We start from the raw sequence: 13,109 nt of genomic DNA, 5'->3' as shown, positions 1-13,109 counted from the left end.
GACTTCACCGCCTTCCGGGCACGCTGGTGCGGTGCGGTGGGGAAGGGAGCGCCGATGACCGACACCCCGGACTCCCGGGACGGTCACGGCTCGATCGACGGTGCGAGCGCTCCGGACGACGGCTCGACCGGTGGCGCGGCCGGCGGCCCGGACTCCGGTCCGGTTCGCGGTCCGGGCGACGGCGGGTCCCCGACCCGGCTGCGCCCGCGCCCGCTCGAGCGCCCGGACACCGACCCCACCGAGCAGGCCGCGTTCGGCAGGCCCGACGGCGTCGACTCGTCGTTCGCGCCGCCGTCCACGCACACCCCCGGTGACCGGGCCCGTTCCGGGGTGGGCGCGGCACCACCGCCGACCGCGGCCGTCGCCCGCGCCTTCGGCCGCCCCGACGACGGGGGAGCGGGCCTGCAGCGCCCGCCCGGTCCGGACGGGACGGCCACCCCCGGCGAGCAGAGCAGGGAGCCGTTCTGGCCCGGCGGGTCCGCCGCGGACCCGTGGCGTGACCCCGGCACCCCCGTGGTCGCCGCGCCCCCGCACGGCGACGGCGAGCCGGAGCCGGCCCCGCAGGTCGCCGACGGCCCACGGCTCAGCGTCCGCGAGGTGCTCTTCGGCAAGCGGGTCCAGCCGCGTGCGCTCGCGATCCTGGGAGTGCTGGCGCTCGGGGCCGGTGCGCTCGGCGGCCTGGTCGGCCACTGGACGGCCGCCGGTGCGAGCGCCCTGACCAGCCCCGGCGCGGTGCTGGCGACCGCGGAGGAGGCCAAGGAACGCCCGCCCGGTTCGGTGCCGGAGGTGGCCGGCCGGGTCCTGCCCTCGGTCGTGTCGCTGGAGGTGACGGTCGGGAACCAGGCCGGGAACGGCTCCGGCGTCGTCATCGACCCGGAGGGCTACGTGCTCACGAACGACCACGTCGTCGCTCCGGCGACCGGGCCGGGGCAGGGCACCGTCGAGGCCGTGTTCTCCGACGGCTCGCGGGTCCCGGCCACGGTGGTCGGCGCGGACCCGATGACCGACCTCGCCGTGGTGAAGGTGCCGGTGGCGAACCCGACGGTCGCCGCGATCGGCCGCTCCGGCGCGCTGGCCGTGGGCGACTCGGTGATCGCGATCGGGTCGCCGTTCGGACTCGTCGGCACGGTCACCACCGGGATCGTCTCCGCGGTCGACCGCCCGGTGCGGCTGGACCCGGAGGGCAGCGCGGGCGACGCCGTGATCGACGCGGTGCAGACCGACGCCGCGATCAACCCCGGCAACTCCGGTGGCCCGCTGGTGGACGCGACCGGCGCCGTCGTCGGGATCAACACCGCGATCCGCAGCGCGGGGAGCGCCGAGGCCGGCGGCCAGGGTGGGTCGATCGGGCTCGGGTTCGCCATCCCGATCGACGACGCCCGGGCGATCGCCGAGGAGCTGATCCGGACCGGGCGGGTCGTGCACGCCGACCTGGGGGTGAACGCGCGCTCGGTGACCGACGGCGCGACCGACGGAGCCGAGGTGCAGAACGTCGTCGCGGGTGGACCGGCCGCGGCGGCCGGGATCGCCGAGGGGGACGTCGTCGTGCGGGTCGCGGGCCGTCCCATCGCGAGCGCCGACGAGCTCGTCGTCGCGGTCCGCGAGCACGAGCCGGGCGCGCCGATCCCGGTCGAGCTGGTCCGGCAGGGCCGGCCGCTGACGGTGACGGCGACCCTCGGGGAGCGCTAGCCGTACTGCCCACGGAGGTACCGACGTGGGTGACGAACGGCTCAGCGGGCGCGGCCGTACCCTGTGGGTGTGTTCGAGAACATCGGCATGTGGGAGATCCTGGTCCTGGTGGTCGCGGGTCTCTTCATCCTCGGCCCGGAACGGCTGCCCGAGGCCGCCCGCTGGCTGGGCAGCGCCGTCCGCCAGGTCAAGGAGTACGCGACCGGCGCCCAGAACCACCTGAAGAAGGAACTGGGCCCCGAGTTCGACCAGATCCAGCAGCCGTTGAACGACCTGCGGAGCCTGCGCTCGTTCAACCCGCGCCGGGCGATCACCCGCAGCCTGTTCGCCGACGACGAGCCGGTGAAGCCGAACGGGTTCGCCCCAGGGCCGAACGGGGCCTCGGCCGGAACCGCCGCGACCGCCGCGGGAGCGGCGGGTGCCGCACGCGCCGCGGCGAACACCTCGACCCCCCCGAACCCGTCGAACCCGAGTTCCGCGCCGGCGCCGAGCACACCGGCCCCCGCGCGACCGGCGCCGCAGCAGCCGCCGGCCCCGGGTGAGCGGCCCCCGGTGGACCCCGACGCCACCTGACGGCGCCGGGGTCCCGCCCGGTGCGCTCGCGGCCCGTCAGCCGAGCAGGGCCGGCCGGCGCAGGTGGTGGTCGGTGGCCTGCTGGTAGGCGTGCGCGGCGGCGAGCACGGTCGCGTCGGCGTGCCGCGGCCCGACCACCTGCAGCCCGACCGGCAGCCCGGCGGAGGTGAACCCGCACGGCACGGACGTGGCCGGCTGCTGGGTCATGTTGAACGGGTAGGTGAACGGCGTCCAGGACGTCCAGCGCGGGTTCGGCCAGCCCTCCGGGACCTCCCGGCCACCCTCGAACGCCGTGATCGGCAGCGTCGGGGTGAGCAACAGGTCGTACTCGTCGTGGAAGGCGCTCATCAGGGTGCCGAGCTCGTTGCGGACGGCCATCGCACCCAGGTAGTCGAGCGCGGACACCCCGGCCCCCTGCTCGGCGATCTCCACCAGCGCCGGGTCCATGCCCCGGCGCGCCTCGGCGTCGATCGGCTCGAGGGACTTCGCGGCCGCGGAGAACCACAGCGTGTGGAACGGCTCGATCGGGTCGGCGAACCCGGGGTCCGCGGTCTCGACGGTGGCCCCCAGGTCCCGGGAGAAGACCGCGACGGCCTCGGCGACCAGCGCGGCCACCTCCGGGTCGACGTCGACGAAGCCGAGGGTGGGGGAGAACGCGATCCGGAGCCCCTGCGCACCGCCGGCGAGCCGCTCGACCGCCGACTCGCGGGGCACGTCGAACACCCACGGGTCGCGGGTGTCCGGCTGCGCGACGACGTCGTGCAGCAGCGCCGCGTCGTCGACCGTGCGGGTCATCGGGCCCACGTGGGCGAGCGTGCCGAACGCCGAGCCCGGGTAGTGCGCGATGCGGCCGTAGGTGGGCTTGTGCGCGACCGTGCCGGTGAACGCGGCCGGGATGCGGACGGAGCCGCCCGCGTCGGTGCCCAGCGACAGCTGGCCCATGCCCAGCCCGACCGCCGCCGCGCTGCCGCCCGAGGAGCCGCCCGCGGTCAGCGTCGGGTCCCACGGGTTGGTGGTGACCCCGCCGACCGGGGAGTCGGTGACGCCCTTCCAGGCCAGCTCCGGCGTGGTGTTCTTGCCCAGCAGCACCGCGCCCGCGGCACGGACCCGGGCGACCGGGGGCCCGTCGACCTCGAACGGGCCCTCGGGCGGACCGCCGGCGCTCGTCGTCGTGCCCTTGCGGGTCGGCCAGCCGATCGTCAGCAGCATGTCCTTGATCGAGGTCGGGACGCCGTCCAGCGGCCCGACCGGTTCGCCGGCCTGCCAGCGGGCCTCGGACTCCTTGGCCCGGGCCAGTGCGAAGTCGGCGTCGACCAGGCAGTAGGCGTTGACGGCGCCGTCGTGTTCCTCGATCCGGTCCAGGGCGTCCCGGGTGGCCTGCACCGGGGAGATCTCCCCGCTGCGGTAACCGGCCAGCAGCTCGGTCGCGCTGAGGTCTGCCGTCGTCCCGACGTCCCTGCTCATGCCTGCCCTCCGGAGGAGCTCACGTATCCACGTTCCTTGTCCACGACATTGCGCAGCTCGCGGCCGTCCCGGTAACGGGTCAGGTTGTCCACGAACAGCTCCACGAGCATGTCCTTCCAGCCGACGACGTCGCCGGACATGTGCGGGGAGATCAGCACGTTCTCCATCGCCCACAGCGGCGAGTCGGCGGGCAGCGGTTCGACCTCGAAGACGTCGAGCGCGGCCCCGGCGATCCGGCCGCCGCGCAGCGCCTCGACGAGGTCGTCCTGCACGATCAGCGGGCCGCGGCCCACGTTGACCACCCGGGCCCGCTCGGGCAGCCGGGCGATCGTGCCGGCGTGCAGCATGCCGCGGGTCGCGTCGGTCAGCGGCGCGGCGAGCACCAGGTAGTCGGTGTCCGGCAGCAGGCCGGGGAGCTCGTCGAAGGCGTGCACCCCGTCCGCGGCGCGCCGCCCGACCAGTCGCACGGTCGTCCCGACGGCGTCGAGCAGGTGGGCGATGGCGTGCCCGATCGGACCACTGCCGACGACGGTGACGACCTTGCCGGCGACGGTCTCGGTCTCCCGGTGCTGCCAGGTGTGCTCGCGCTGCAGGGCCAGGGACCGTGCGGTGTCCTTGGCGAACGCGACGACGGCTCCGAGCACGAACTCGGCCATCGGGCGGTCGAAGACCCCGCGCGAGTTGGTCAGTGTCACCGGCGAGGCGAGCAGCTCGGGGAACGCGACCCGGTCGACGCCTGCGCTGGCCGTGTGCACCCAGCGCAGGTCGCCGGTCAGTTCGGCGCTCCAGACCTGCCGGACGGCGTCGGAGGTGAAGTCCCAGGTGAGCAGCACGTCACTGCCGGGCAGTGCCGCGGCGAGCTCGTCGGCGGTCGAGGCGAGGCGCAGACGTGTGCCGTCTGTCCGGGACTCGAGTCCGGGTGGGGTATCGCCGTCGTGCAGCACGGTGACGACGGAAGGGTCCTGACCAGCGGAAACCGGCAACGCGAGATCCTGTCGATGGAGAGGGCGGGCGGCGTTGACACGCTAGGAAGCGCACCTAGGATTGTCAACAATCCGCCTATCCGGCGGAGGTGTCCCGCGTACCCACGATCGACCCCCGGAGGGTTCCGAGTGTCCAAGCTGATCAGGATCGAGCTCGCGAAGCGCGGTGTGTCCTGCACCGCCGAACTGCTCGAGAAGCAGGCGCCGCGCACGACCGCGGCGGTCTGGGAGGCACTCGCGTCGGGCCCGCAGGGTGGCGACGCGCAGCACGCCAAGTACGCGCGCAACGAGGTCTACACGATCGTTCCCCGGTTCGGCCCGCGGATCGGCCAGGAGAACCCGACGGTCACCCCGATCCCGGGTGACGTCTGCTACTTCGACTTCCACGGCGGCATGCTCGACGCGTCGTTCAAGGACGACCAGGGCATCGACGCCGAGGCCGGCGGGATCGACCTGGCGATCTTCTACGGGCGCAACAACCTGCTGCTCAACGGCGACGTCGGCTGGGTCCCCGGCAACGTGTTCGCCACGATCGTCGAGGGGTTGGACGCGATGGCGACGGCGTGCCACGACGTCTGGCGCTCGGGCAGTGTGGGGGAGCGGCTCGTGTACTCCCGCCTGGACGGCTGAGCGGAGGCACTTGCGATCTCCGGTTGCTCTGTAGGATTGTCGACAACATGAGCACGGTTGGCATCCTGTACCCCGGCTACTCGGCCGAGGACGACTACCCGCGCGCCGAGAAGCTGCTGACCGATGGCAGCAGGCTTCCGCTGGTGCACACCGAGATGAAGGTGGACGCCCACCGCGAGGACGCGCTGCTCGACATCGGCGGCGACGATGTCCTCGCGGAGGGCGCCCGCCGGGTCGCCGCCGAGTCGGGTCCGCTCGACTCGATCATCTGGGCGTGCACGTCGGGCAGCTTCATCTTCGGTCCCGAGGGGGCGGCCCGGCAGGCGGCGACCCTGGAACGGGCCGCAGGGGTGCCGGCGTCGAGCACGTCGTTCGCTTTCGTGGACGCGTGCCGGCGCCTCGGTGTGTCGACCGTGGCGGTCGGCGCGACCTACCCGTCGGACGTCGCGGGCGCGTTCGTGCACTTCCTGACCCACCACGACATCTCGGTGCTGACCGTCTCCGCCCGCGACATCATCACCGCGGCCGAGGTGGGCACGCTGCCGCCGGAGACGGTGCTCGAGTTCGCCGAGGCGGTGTCGTCGGACGCGCCGCAGGCCGACGCGGTCCTGCTGCCGGACACCGCGCTGCACACCGTCGAGGCCCTCGACGCCCTCGACGCGCGGCTCGGGAAGCCGGTCCTGACCGCCAACCAGGTCAGCATCTGGCAGGGCCTGCGCCTGGCCGGGGCCGACATCGACCGCCCCGGACTGGGGACCTTGTTCCGGAAGGGGTGAACCCGGTGGGCCTGGACGTCTCGGAGCTGGAGCCGGTCAGCCGGCGCTCCACCGCGGAGATCGTCGCGGACCGGATCCGCACCGCGATCATGCGCGGGACCTTCGCGCCGGGCGCCCAGCTCGGCGAGGTGGATCTGTCCTCGCGGCTGGGTGTCAGCCGCGGGCCGCTGCGCGAGGCGATGCAGCGGCTGGTCGCGGAGGGGTTGCTGCGCAGCGAGCGGCATCGTGGGCTGTTCGTCCGCGAACTGGGCCCGGACGACGTCCGCGACGTCTACCTGGCCCGGACCGCGGTCGAGCGTGCGGCCGCACTGCAGGTGCTGGCCGGGGACCGGGGCACCGCCGTCGTGGCGCTGGAGATCCCGCTGGGGGCGATGGAGTCCGCGGCGGCGGCCGGTGACGCGGTCGCCCTCGCGGACGCCGACCACGACTTCCACGCCGCGCTGGTCGCCGCCTCCGGGAGCCCGCGCCTGCGCCGGATGACCGAGGGGCTGCTGGTGGAGACGCGGATGTGCCTGGCCGCGTTCCAGCAGACGGCGCCGCCGGCGGCCGAGCTCCTCGTCGAGCACCAGCGGCTGCGGGACGCGTTGCGCGACGGGCACACCGAGCTGCTGCTCGACCGGCTGGCGGCCCACATGGACGACGCCGTCCAGCGCATCCTGGCGGCGATGCCCGGCGCCGCCTGACCGGCGGGCGGCCCGCGCCCTCCGGCGTCCCACCGGATCGTTGTCATACGTAAGGTAATGGCACGTGACGGGCGTACTCGAGGGGTTCCTGGTCATCGGCGTCGTCGTCGGTGTCGGGTACCTCCTCGGGCGTGGTGGCGTGCTCGGCGAGCAGGGGTCGCGCGTGCTCGCCCGCGCGGCGTTCTTCGTCGCGACGCCCGCCCTGCTGTTCACGACGCTCTCCCGTGCCGACGTCGGCGCGGTCTTCTCCTCCGCGCTGCTGGTCACCGCGGTCACGAGCTCGCTCGCCTGCCTGCTCTTCGTGCCGTTCGCACGGCTGCGCCGCCGCCCGGCCGGCGAGGTGGTGGTCGGGTCCATGGCCTCGGGCTACGTCAACGCCGGCAACCTCGGCATCCCGATCTCGACCTACGTCCTCGGCGACCCGGCCGCGGTGGCGCCGGTGCTGTTGTTCCAGCTCGCGGTGCTGACGCCGCTGTTCACGACGCTGCTGGACGTGCTGCCCGGTGACGGCCGCGGGGAGAGCCCGGGCTGGGTGCGGGTGGTGTTCGCGCCGTTGCGCAACCCGATCGCGATCGCCACGGCGGCCGGCCTGGTGGTCTCGGGGACCGGACTGCAGCTCCCCGAGCCCGTCGTGGCTCCGGTGGAGCTGCTGGCCGACCTGGCGGTGCCGGCGATGCTGCTGGCCTTCGGCCTGTCGCTGCACGGCGCCCGGCGCCCCGGGACGGGCGAGACGGCCGGATCGGTGTGGACCGCGGTACTGATCAAGAACGTCCTGCACCCGCTGATCGCCTGGGCGTTCGCGGCCGGGGTGCTCGGGCTCGACGGCCCGGCGCTGCTGGCGGCCGTCGTCCTGGCCGCCCTGCCGACGGCGCAGAACGTCTTCGGCTACGCCGTGCGCTACGAGCGGGCCGTCACGCTGGCCCGCGACACCGCGCTGGCGACCACGGTCGTCGCCGTGCCGGTGCTGCTGGTCGTCGCGGCGTTGCTGGCCTGACCGCGTCCTGCGCGGCCTTCTGCCCTCGGCCGGGGAGCTCTCCCGGGCGGCCTCTGCTCTGCTCACCGGTACGCACCACCCCCGCTGAGCTGCGGCTCTGCATACCGCTACGCACCGGGCACCGGAGCGCGGTGACGGGAGGCCCGGCCTCCGGTGGCCGGCCGGGGAGGTCGGCGGCCCCGGTGCGTAGAGGTGAGCAGAGCAAAGCGACCCGAGTGGGCCCCTTGCCCGCACCCGCCCGCCCGTGCTTTCCTAGGATTGTCGACAACTCGACAACCCGCGCGGGAGCTCGAGGCTCGACATCCCGACCCGTTTCCGGACGCCGGACACCCGACGCATCAGGAGCTGCGAACCCATGGCACAGCTGTCCCCGCTGCTGAAGCAGGCCACCCCGGTCCAGGCCGCCCGCGGTGAGGGCGTCTATCTCTACGACACCGAGGACCGCCGCTTCCTGGACTTCACCGCCGGCATCGGCGTCACCTCGACCGGGCACTGCCACCCGGATGTCGTGCAGGCGGCGCAGGAGCAGGTCGGCACGCTGATCCACGGCCAGTACACGACCGTGATGCACCAGCCGCTGCTGAAGCTGGTCGAGGCGATGGGCGAGGTCCTGCCCGACGGGATCGACTCGGTGTTCTTCACCAACTCCGGTTCCGAGGCGGTCGAGGCGTCGGTCCGGCTCGCCCGGCAGGCCACGGGCCGCCAGATCGTCATGGCCTTCGACGGTGGCTTCCACGGCCGGACGATGGGGGCCGGGGCACTCACCACCTCGGGTGCCAAGATCCGCGCGGGGATCGGCCCGATGATGGGCGGCGTCGCGTTCGCCCCGTTCCCGTACGCCTACCGCCACGGCTGGACCGAGGAGCAGGCCGTCGCGTTCGCCCTCAACGAGCTCGACCGGCAGCTGGCCAGCACGGCTCCGGCCTCCGACGTCGCGGCGTTCATCGTGGAGCCGGTGCTCGGCGAGGGCGGCTACGTGCCCACCCCGGCCGCGTTCCTGCAGGGGCTGCGCGAGCGGGCCGACCGGCACGGGATCCTGCTGATCGCCGACGAGGTGCAGACCGGCTACGGCCGCACCGGCAAGTTCTGGGGCCACCAGCACGCCGAGGGCGTCGTCCCGGACATCATCGTCACGGCCAAGGGCCTCGCGTCCGGGTTCCCGCTGTCCGCGATCGCCGCGCCGAAGGCGATCATGGAGAAGGCCTGGCCCGGTTCCCAGGGCGGTACCTACGGTGGCAACGCCGTCGCCTGCGCCGCCGCGCTCGCCACGCTCGAGGTCGTGCAGGGGGAGAACCTGGTCGAGAACGCGCGGGTGCAGGGCGAGAAGCTCGTGGCCGGCGTGCGGGAGATCGCCCAGAACCGTCCGGCCATCGGCGACGTCCGCGGGCGCGGCCTGATGGTCGGCATCGAGTTCGTCGACGCCGAGGGCAAGCCCGACGGCGCCACCGCCGCGAAGGTGCACGCCGCCGCGGCCGCGCAGGGGCTGCTGCTGCTGACCTGCGGTGTCTACGGCAACGTCGTCCGCATGATCCCGCCGCTGGTCGTCACCGCCGAGCAGGTCGACGAGGGCCTCGCGCTCTGGGCGAAGACGCTCGACGAGGCACTCGGCTGAGAACCGTCCCGGGGGAACGAGAGAGGGCCCCGCACACCGGCTCGGTGTGCGGGGCCCTCTGTGTCCCGTGCGGTGGGCTCAGCGCCCGACGGGGGAGATGTTGAGGCTCATCCCCGCCAGGCCGCGCGAGCGCACCGTGAGCTGCTCGGCGATCCCGTCGAGGGCCTGCGCGGCCGCGGACTCCGGCGCGCCCAGCACGATCGGGACACCGGCGTCGCCGCCCTCGCGCAGCGCGACGTCGAGCGGCACCTGGCCGAGCAGCGGTACCGGGGCGCCGAGGATGCGGCTCAGCGAGTCCGCCACGGTCTGCCCGCCGCCGGAACCGAAGATCTCGTTGCGCGAACCGTCGGGCATCTCCATCCAGGACATGTTCTCCACGACGCCGGCCAGGCGCTGGCGGGTCTGGGTGGAGATCGCGCCCGCCCGCTCGGCGACCTCGGCGGCGGCCTGCTGCGGGGTGGTGACGACGAGCAGCTCGGCGTTCGGGACGAGCTGCGCGGTCGAGATCGCGACGTCGCCGGTGCCCGGGGGGAGGTCGAGCAGCAGCACGTCCAGGTCGCCCCAGAACACGTCGGCCAGGAACTGCTGCAGCGCGCGGTGCAGCATCGGGCCGCGCCACACGACGGGGGTGTTGCCGTCGGTGAACATCCCGATCGAGATGACCTTCACGCCGTGCGACTGCGGCGGCATGATCATGTTCTCGACCTTGGTCGGGCGGTCGTCGGCGCCGATCATGCGGGGCACCGAGTGGCCGTAGATGTCGGCGTCGACCACGCCCACCTTCAGCCCGCGGCGCGCCATCGCCGCGGCCAGGTTCACGGTGACCGAGGACTTGCCGACCCCGCCCTTGCCGGAGGCGACGCAGTAGACGCGGGTCATCGACCCGGGCTGCGCGAACGGGATCTCGGGCTCGTCGGCGTCACCCCGCAGCGACCGGCGCAGCTCGGTGCGCTGCTCGTCGCTCATCACGTCGAGCTCGACCTCGACCCGCTCGACGCCGGCGACCTTCGAGACCGCCTCGGTGACCCGCGAGGTGATGGTCTCGCGCATCGGGCAGCCGGCGACGGTCAGGTACACGCCGACCTCGGCCAGTCCCTCCGCGGACACGGCGACGCTCTTGACCATCCCCAACTCGGTGATCGGCTTGTGGATCTCCGGGTCCTCGACGGTGGCGAGGGCGGCGCGCACGGCCTCCTCGACGGTGCTTGTGCTGCCGGTGACGGACATGAGCGCAATGACCTCTTTCTCTCGCGACGCCTCCATGCTACGTGTGTGCTCCGGCGGCCCCACGTGTCTCCCGGCACCCCCGCGCTCGCGCAGCTCGCTCGCCCATGTCGGCCACCGTGCCACCGGGGTCGCGCGGGTCTGGGATCATTCCCCCGATGGACGACACGGTCGGCGCCCCGGGGCGCGAGCACCCGGGGCGGCACCGGATGATCCCGTCCCGTACGCAGCTCGACTCCTGGCGCAGCTTCCTGCGTGCCCACGCCGGCATCACCAAGGTGCTGGAGAGCGAGCTGGAGGTCGAGCAGGACCTTTCGCTGGCCGCCTACGACGTGCTCGTCCAGCTCTCCGAGGCCCCGGAACGCCGGCTGCGGATGACCGAGCTGGCCGAGGCCGTCCTGCTGTCCCGGTCCGGGGTGACCCGGCTGGTGGACCGGATGGAGAAGGTGGGTCTGGTCGCCCGGGCGAAGGTCGCCGCCGACGGGCGCGGGGTCACCGCCCGGCTGACCGACGCCGGCTACGAGCGGCTGCGGATCGCCGCGACCACGCACCTGCGCGGGGTCCGGCAGCACTTCGCGGACCGGCTCGACGCCGACGACCTCACCGACCTCGAGCGGATCACCCGCAAGCTCATCCCCTGAACCGTTCCTTCTTCCGGGGGCGCTTGCGGTCGGCCGGGTCCGTGGCGGGGCCGTCGCCCGCGGCGGCCCGCGCGACGGCGTCGTCGAGCCGGTCGGAGAGCCGGTCCAGCTCGGTGCGCAGGTAGTCCCGGCTGGCCGTCTCGCCGACCGCCAGCCGCAGCGCCGCCAGCTCCCGGGCGAGGAACTCGGTGTCGGCCTTGGTGCGTTCGGCCCGCCGCCGGTCCTCCTCCAGCGAGACCCGGTCCCGGTCGTCCTGCCGGTTCTGAGCCAGCAGGATCAGCGGCGCCGCGTACGCGGCCTGCGTGGAGAACGCCAGGTTGAGCAGGATGAACGGGTAGGGGTCCCACTGCCCCCACCACGCGACCAGGTTGAGCAGGATCCACACCGTCACGATCACGGTCTGGATGGCCAGGAACCGCCCGGTCCCGAGGAACCGCGCGATCCGCTCCGAGATCCGGGCGAACCCGTCCGGGTCGATCTCGACCCGGCGCCGCCCGACCCGGGGCTGGTCCAGCCGCCGTCCGCCGCCCTCAGGCACCCCGCACCCCCGACCCGCGCGCCTGCCCGTTCGCGCTGCCGCGCTGCACCTCGGCGGGCGCGAGGTCGCGGTCGCGCCAGCCCTGCGGCAGCAGGTGGTCCAGCACGTCGTCGACGGTGACCGCGCCCAGCAGGTGCGACCCGTCGTCCACCACCGGCCCGGCGACCAGGTTGTAGCTGGCGAACCAGCGGGTCACCTCGCCCAGCCCGGCCTCGGGGCCCAGCTGCGGCAGTTCGGTGTCGACCATGCCCGCGACCAGTTCGAACGGCGCGGCCCGCAGCAGCTGCTGGGTGTGCACGCAGCCCAGGTAACGCCCGGTCGGCGTGGCCGTCGGCGGGCGGACGACGAACACCATCGACGCCAGCGCCGGTGGCACCTCCGGGTTGCGCGCCCGGGCCAGCGCCTCGGCGACCGTCGCGTCCGGGGCCAGCGTGATCGGCTCCGGGGTCATCAGGCCGCCCGCGGTGTCCCACTCGTAGCGCAGCAGCCGGCGTACCGGCTCGGACTCCCCGGGCTCCATCAGCTCCAGCAGCCGGCCCGCCTCGTCGTCGGACAGCTCGCCGAGCAGGTCCGCGGCGTCGTCCGGGCTCATCGCCTCCAGCACGTCGGCGGCGCGGTCGTCGCCGAGGTAGCCCAGCAGCTCGCGCTGGTCGGACTCGGACAGCTCCTCGAACACGTCGGCGAGCCGCTCGTCGTCCAGCGCGTCGATCACCTGCCGCTGCCGCTGCTCGGGCAACCGGGACAGCGCCGCGGCCACGTCGGCCGGGCGCATCGTGTCGAACACCGCGAGCAGCCGGTCGGCGCCCTGTGTCGCCGCGACGTCCAACCCGGACACGCCCTCCCAGCCGTGCACCTCCACCCGCGGCCGCCGCGAGAGCCGGGCCCGGCGGAACCGCACGGCCACCCGGGTCACGGCCCAGTCGCGGGTGCGGGTGGGTTCGATCGCGGCGTCGACGACGACGCCGTCGGCGCCCGACTCCCGCACCGTCACCGCCGCGTTGAGCAGTTCGCCCAGCACCAGCGTCTCGTTGGGCCGCTGGTCGAACCCGCGCAGGTTGACCGAGCCGCTGGCCAGCGTCACCGCCGAGGGTGCGACGTCGGCGACCCGCAGCATCGGCACGAAGATGCTCCGCCGCGCGGAGAGATCCACGACCAGCCCGAGCACCTGCGGCGGCAGGGTGTCCACGCGCAGCGACACGACGGCGTCGCGCACCTTCCCGATCTGCTCGCCGTCCGGGCCCAGGACGGCCAGGCCGGCCATCCGTGCGACGAACACCCGTGCCGAGGCCATGGCGACCAGCC

Annotated in this window: 13 protein-coding genes; 8 read left to right on the top strand and 5 right to left on the bottom strand. The window is 74.0% G+C overall.

Annotated elements, in window-relative coordinates; genetic code table 11:
- Nucleotides 1–54: 54 nt before the first annotated feature.
- Nucleotides 55–1,689, top strand: coding sequence for a S1C family serine protease (locus tag BM093_RS07210; protein ID WP_093339073.1), 1,635 nt, complete (start codon nucleotides 55–57; stop codon nucleotides 1,687–1,689).
- A gap of 69 nt (nucleotides 1,690–1,758) precedes the next feature.
- On the top strand, nucleotides 1,759–2,262 hold the full coding sequence (gene tatB / locus BM093_RS07205; protein ID WP_093339392.1) for a Sec-independent protein translocase protein TatB: 504 nt from the start codon (nucleotides 1,759–1,761) through the stop codon (nucleotides 2,260–2,262).
- A gap of 36 nt (nucleotides 2,263–2,298) precedes the next feature.
- On the opposite strand, the gene BM093_RS07200 is transcribed toward tatB, so the two are convergent.
- Nucleotides 2,299–3,726 carry an amidase gene (locus tag BM093_RS07200; protein WP_093339071.1) on the bottom strand — a complete coding sequence of 476 codons (1,428 nt, stop codon included), beginning with the start codon at nucleotides 3,724–3,726 and terminating at the stop codon, nucleotides 2,299–2,301.
- Nucleotides 3,723–4,709, bottom strand: a complete 987-nt coding sequence (locus BM093_RS07195) for a D-2-hydroxyacid dehydrogenase (RefSeq protein ID WP_093339069.1) — start codon at nucleotides 4,707–4,709, stop codon at nucleotides 3,723–3,725. The genes BM093_RS07200 and BM093_RS07195 overlap by 4 nt, the downstream gene beginning before the upstream one ends.
- 129 nt (nucleotides 4,710–4,838) lie before the next feature.
- Between BM093_RS07195 and BM093_RS07190 the strand changes: the two genes are divergently transcribed.
- The 5 genes from BM093_RS07190 (at nucleotide 4,839) to BM093_RS07170 (ending at nucleotide 9,404) form a co-directional block, all read left to right on the top strand.
- Complete coding sequence (locus BM093_RS07190; RefSeq protein WP_218162690.1) at nucleotides 4,839–5,339, top strand: DUF3830 family protein; 501 nt, start codon at nucleotides 4,839–4,841, stop codon at nucleotides 5,337–5,339.
- Between the two features lie 47 nt (nucleotides 5,340–5,386).
- Nucleotides 5,387–6,115 carry a maleate cis-trans isomerase family protein gene (locus BM093_RS07185; protein ID WP_093339066.1) on the top strand — a complete coding sequence of 243 codons (729 nt, stop codon included), beginning with the start codon at nucleotides 5,387–5,389 and terminating at the stop codon, nucleotides 6,113–6,115.
- A gap of 11 nt (nucleotides 6,116–6,126) precedes the next feature.
- Nucleotides 6,127–6,798 (top strand): GntR family transcriptional regulator, encoded by a 672-nt coding sequence (locus BM093_RS07180; protein ID WP_218162697.1) that lies wholly within the window; start codon nucleotides 6,127–6,129, stop codon nucleotides 6,796–6,798.
- Between the two features lie 64 nt (nucleotides 6,799–6,862).
- Nucleotides 6,863–7,792, top strand: a complete 930-nt coding sequence (locus tag BM093_RS07175; protein WP_093339063.1) for an AEC family transporter — start codon at nucleotides 6,863–6,865, stop codon at nucleotides 7,790–7,792.
- Between the two features lie 355 nt (nucleotides 7,793–8,147).
- Entirely contained in the window at nucleotides 8,148–9,404 is a 1,257-nt protein-coding gene (locus BM093_RS07170; protein ID WP_093339060.1) for an aspartate aminotransferase family protein, read from the top strand.
- A gap of 78 nt (nucleotides 9,405–9,482) precedes the next feature.
- Here the strand turns inward: BM093_RS07170 and BM093_RS07165 are convergent, their stop codons facing one another.
- A complete protein-coding gene (locus BM093_RS07165) occupies nucleotides 9,483–10,631 on the bottom strand; it encodes an Mrp/NBP35 family ATP-binding protein (protein ID WP_093339057.1) in 1,149 nt (382 codons plus the stop codon).
- 155 nt (nucleotides 10,632–10,786) lie between these two features.
- Here BM093_RS07165 and BM093_RS07160 point away from each other — a divergent pair, with 155 nt between their 5' ends.
- The gene (locus BM093_RS07160) at nucleotides 10,787–11,269 is read left to right on the top strand and encodes a MarR family winged helix-turn-helix transcriptional regulator (protein WP_093339054.1); all 483 of its coding nucleotides are present in this window, start codon (nucleotides 10,787–10,789) and stop codon (nucleotides 11,267–11,269) included.
- On the opposite strand, the gene BM093_RS07155 is transcribed toward BM093_RS07160, so the two are convergent.
- Both BM093_RS07155 and BM093_RS07150 read right to left on the bottom strand, forming a co-directional pair.
- Nucleotides 11,259–11,807: a DUF1003 domain-containing protein gene (locus tag BM093_RS07155; protein ID WP_093339052.1), complete on the bottom strand. Its 549-nt coding sequence runs from the start codon at nucleotides 11,805–11,807 to the stop codon at nucleotides 11,259–11,261. The two genes, BM093_RS07160 and BM093_RS07155, sit on opposite strands and share 11 nt — an antisense overlap.
- A complete protein-coding gene (locus BM093_RS07150) occupies nucleotides 11,800–13,098 on the bottom strand; it encodes a magnesium transporter MgtE N-terminal domain-containing protein (protein WP_093339049.1) in 1,299 nt (432 codons plus the stop codon). The genes BM093_RS07155 and BM093_RS07150 overlap by 8 nt, the downstream gene beginning before the upstream one ends.
- Between the last annotated feature and the right edge of the window lie 11 nt (nucleotides 13,099–13,109).

Origin of the sequence: Pseudonocardia ammonioxydans (genome assembly GCF_900115005.1) — a bacterium.
In the GTDB taxonomy this organism is placed as follows: domain Bacteria; phylum Actinomycetota; class Actinomycetes; order Mycobacteriales; family Pseudonocardiaceae; genus Pseudonocardia; species Pseudonocardia ammonioxydans.
This window is presented reverse-complemented; position numbering and strand designations above follow the sequence as displayed.

Coding starts and splice junctions, on each gene's coding strand:
- BM093_RS07185 (WP_093339066.1), top strand. CDS start 5,387: ATGAGCACGGTTGGCATCCTGTACCCCGGCTACTCGGCCGAGGACGAC.
- BM093_RS07165 (WP_093339057.1), bottom strand. CDS start 10,631: ATGTCCGTCACCGGCAGCACAAGCACCGTCGAGGAGGCCGTGCGCGCC.
- BM093_RS07170 (WP_093339060.1), top strand. CDS start 8,148: ATGGCACAGCTGTCCCCGCTGCTGAAGCAGGCCACCCCGGTCCAGGCC.
- BM093_RS07200 (WP_093339071.1), bottom strand. CDS start 3,726: ATGAGCAGGGACGTCGGGACGACGGCAGACCTCAGCGCGACCGAGCTG.
- BM093_RS07160 (WP_093339054.1), top strand. CDS start 10,787: ATGGACGACACGGTCGGCGCCCCGGGGCGCGAGCACCCGGGGCGGCAC.
- BM093_RS07210 (WP_093339073.1), top strand. CDS start 55: ATGACCGACACCCCGGACTCCCGGGACGGTCACGGCTCGATCGACGGT.
- BM093_RS07150 (WP_093339049.1), bottom strand. CDS start 13,098: ATGGCCTCGGCACGGGTGTTCGTCGCACGGATGGCCGGCCTGGCCGTC.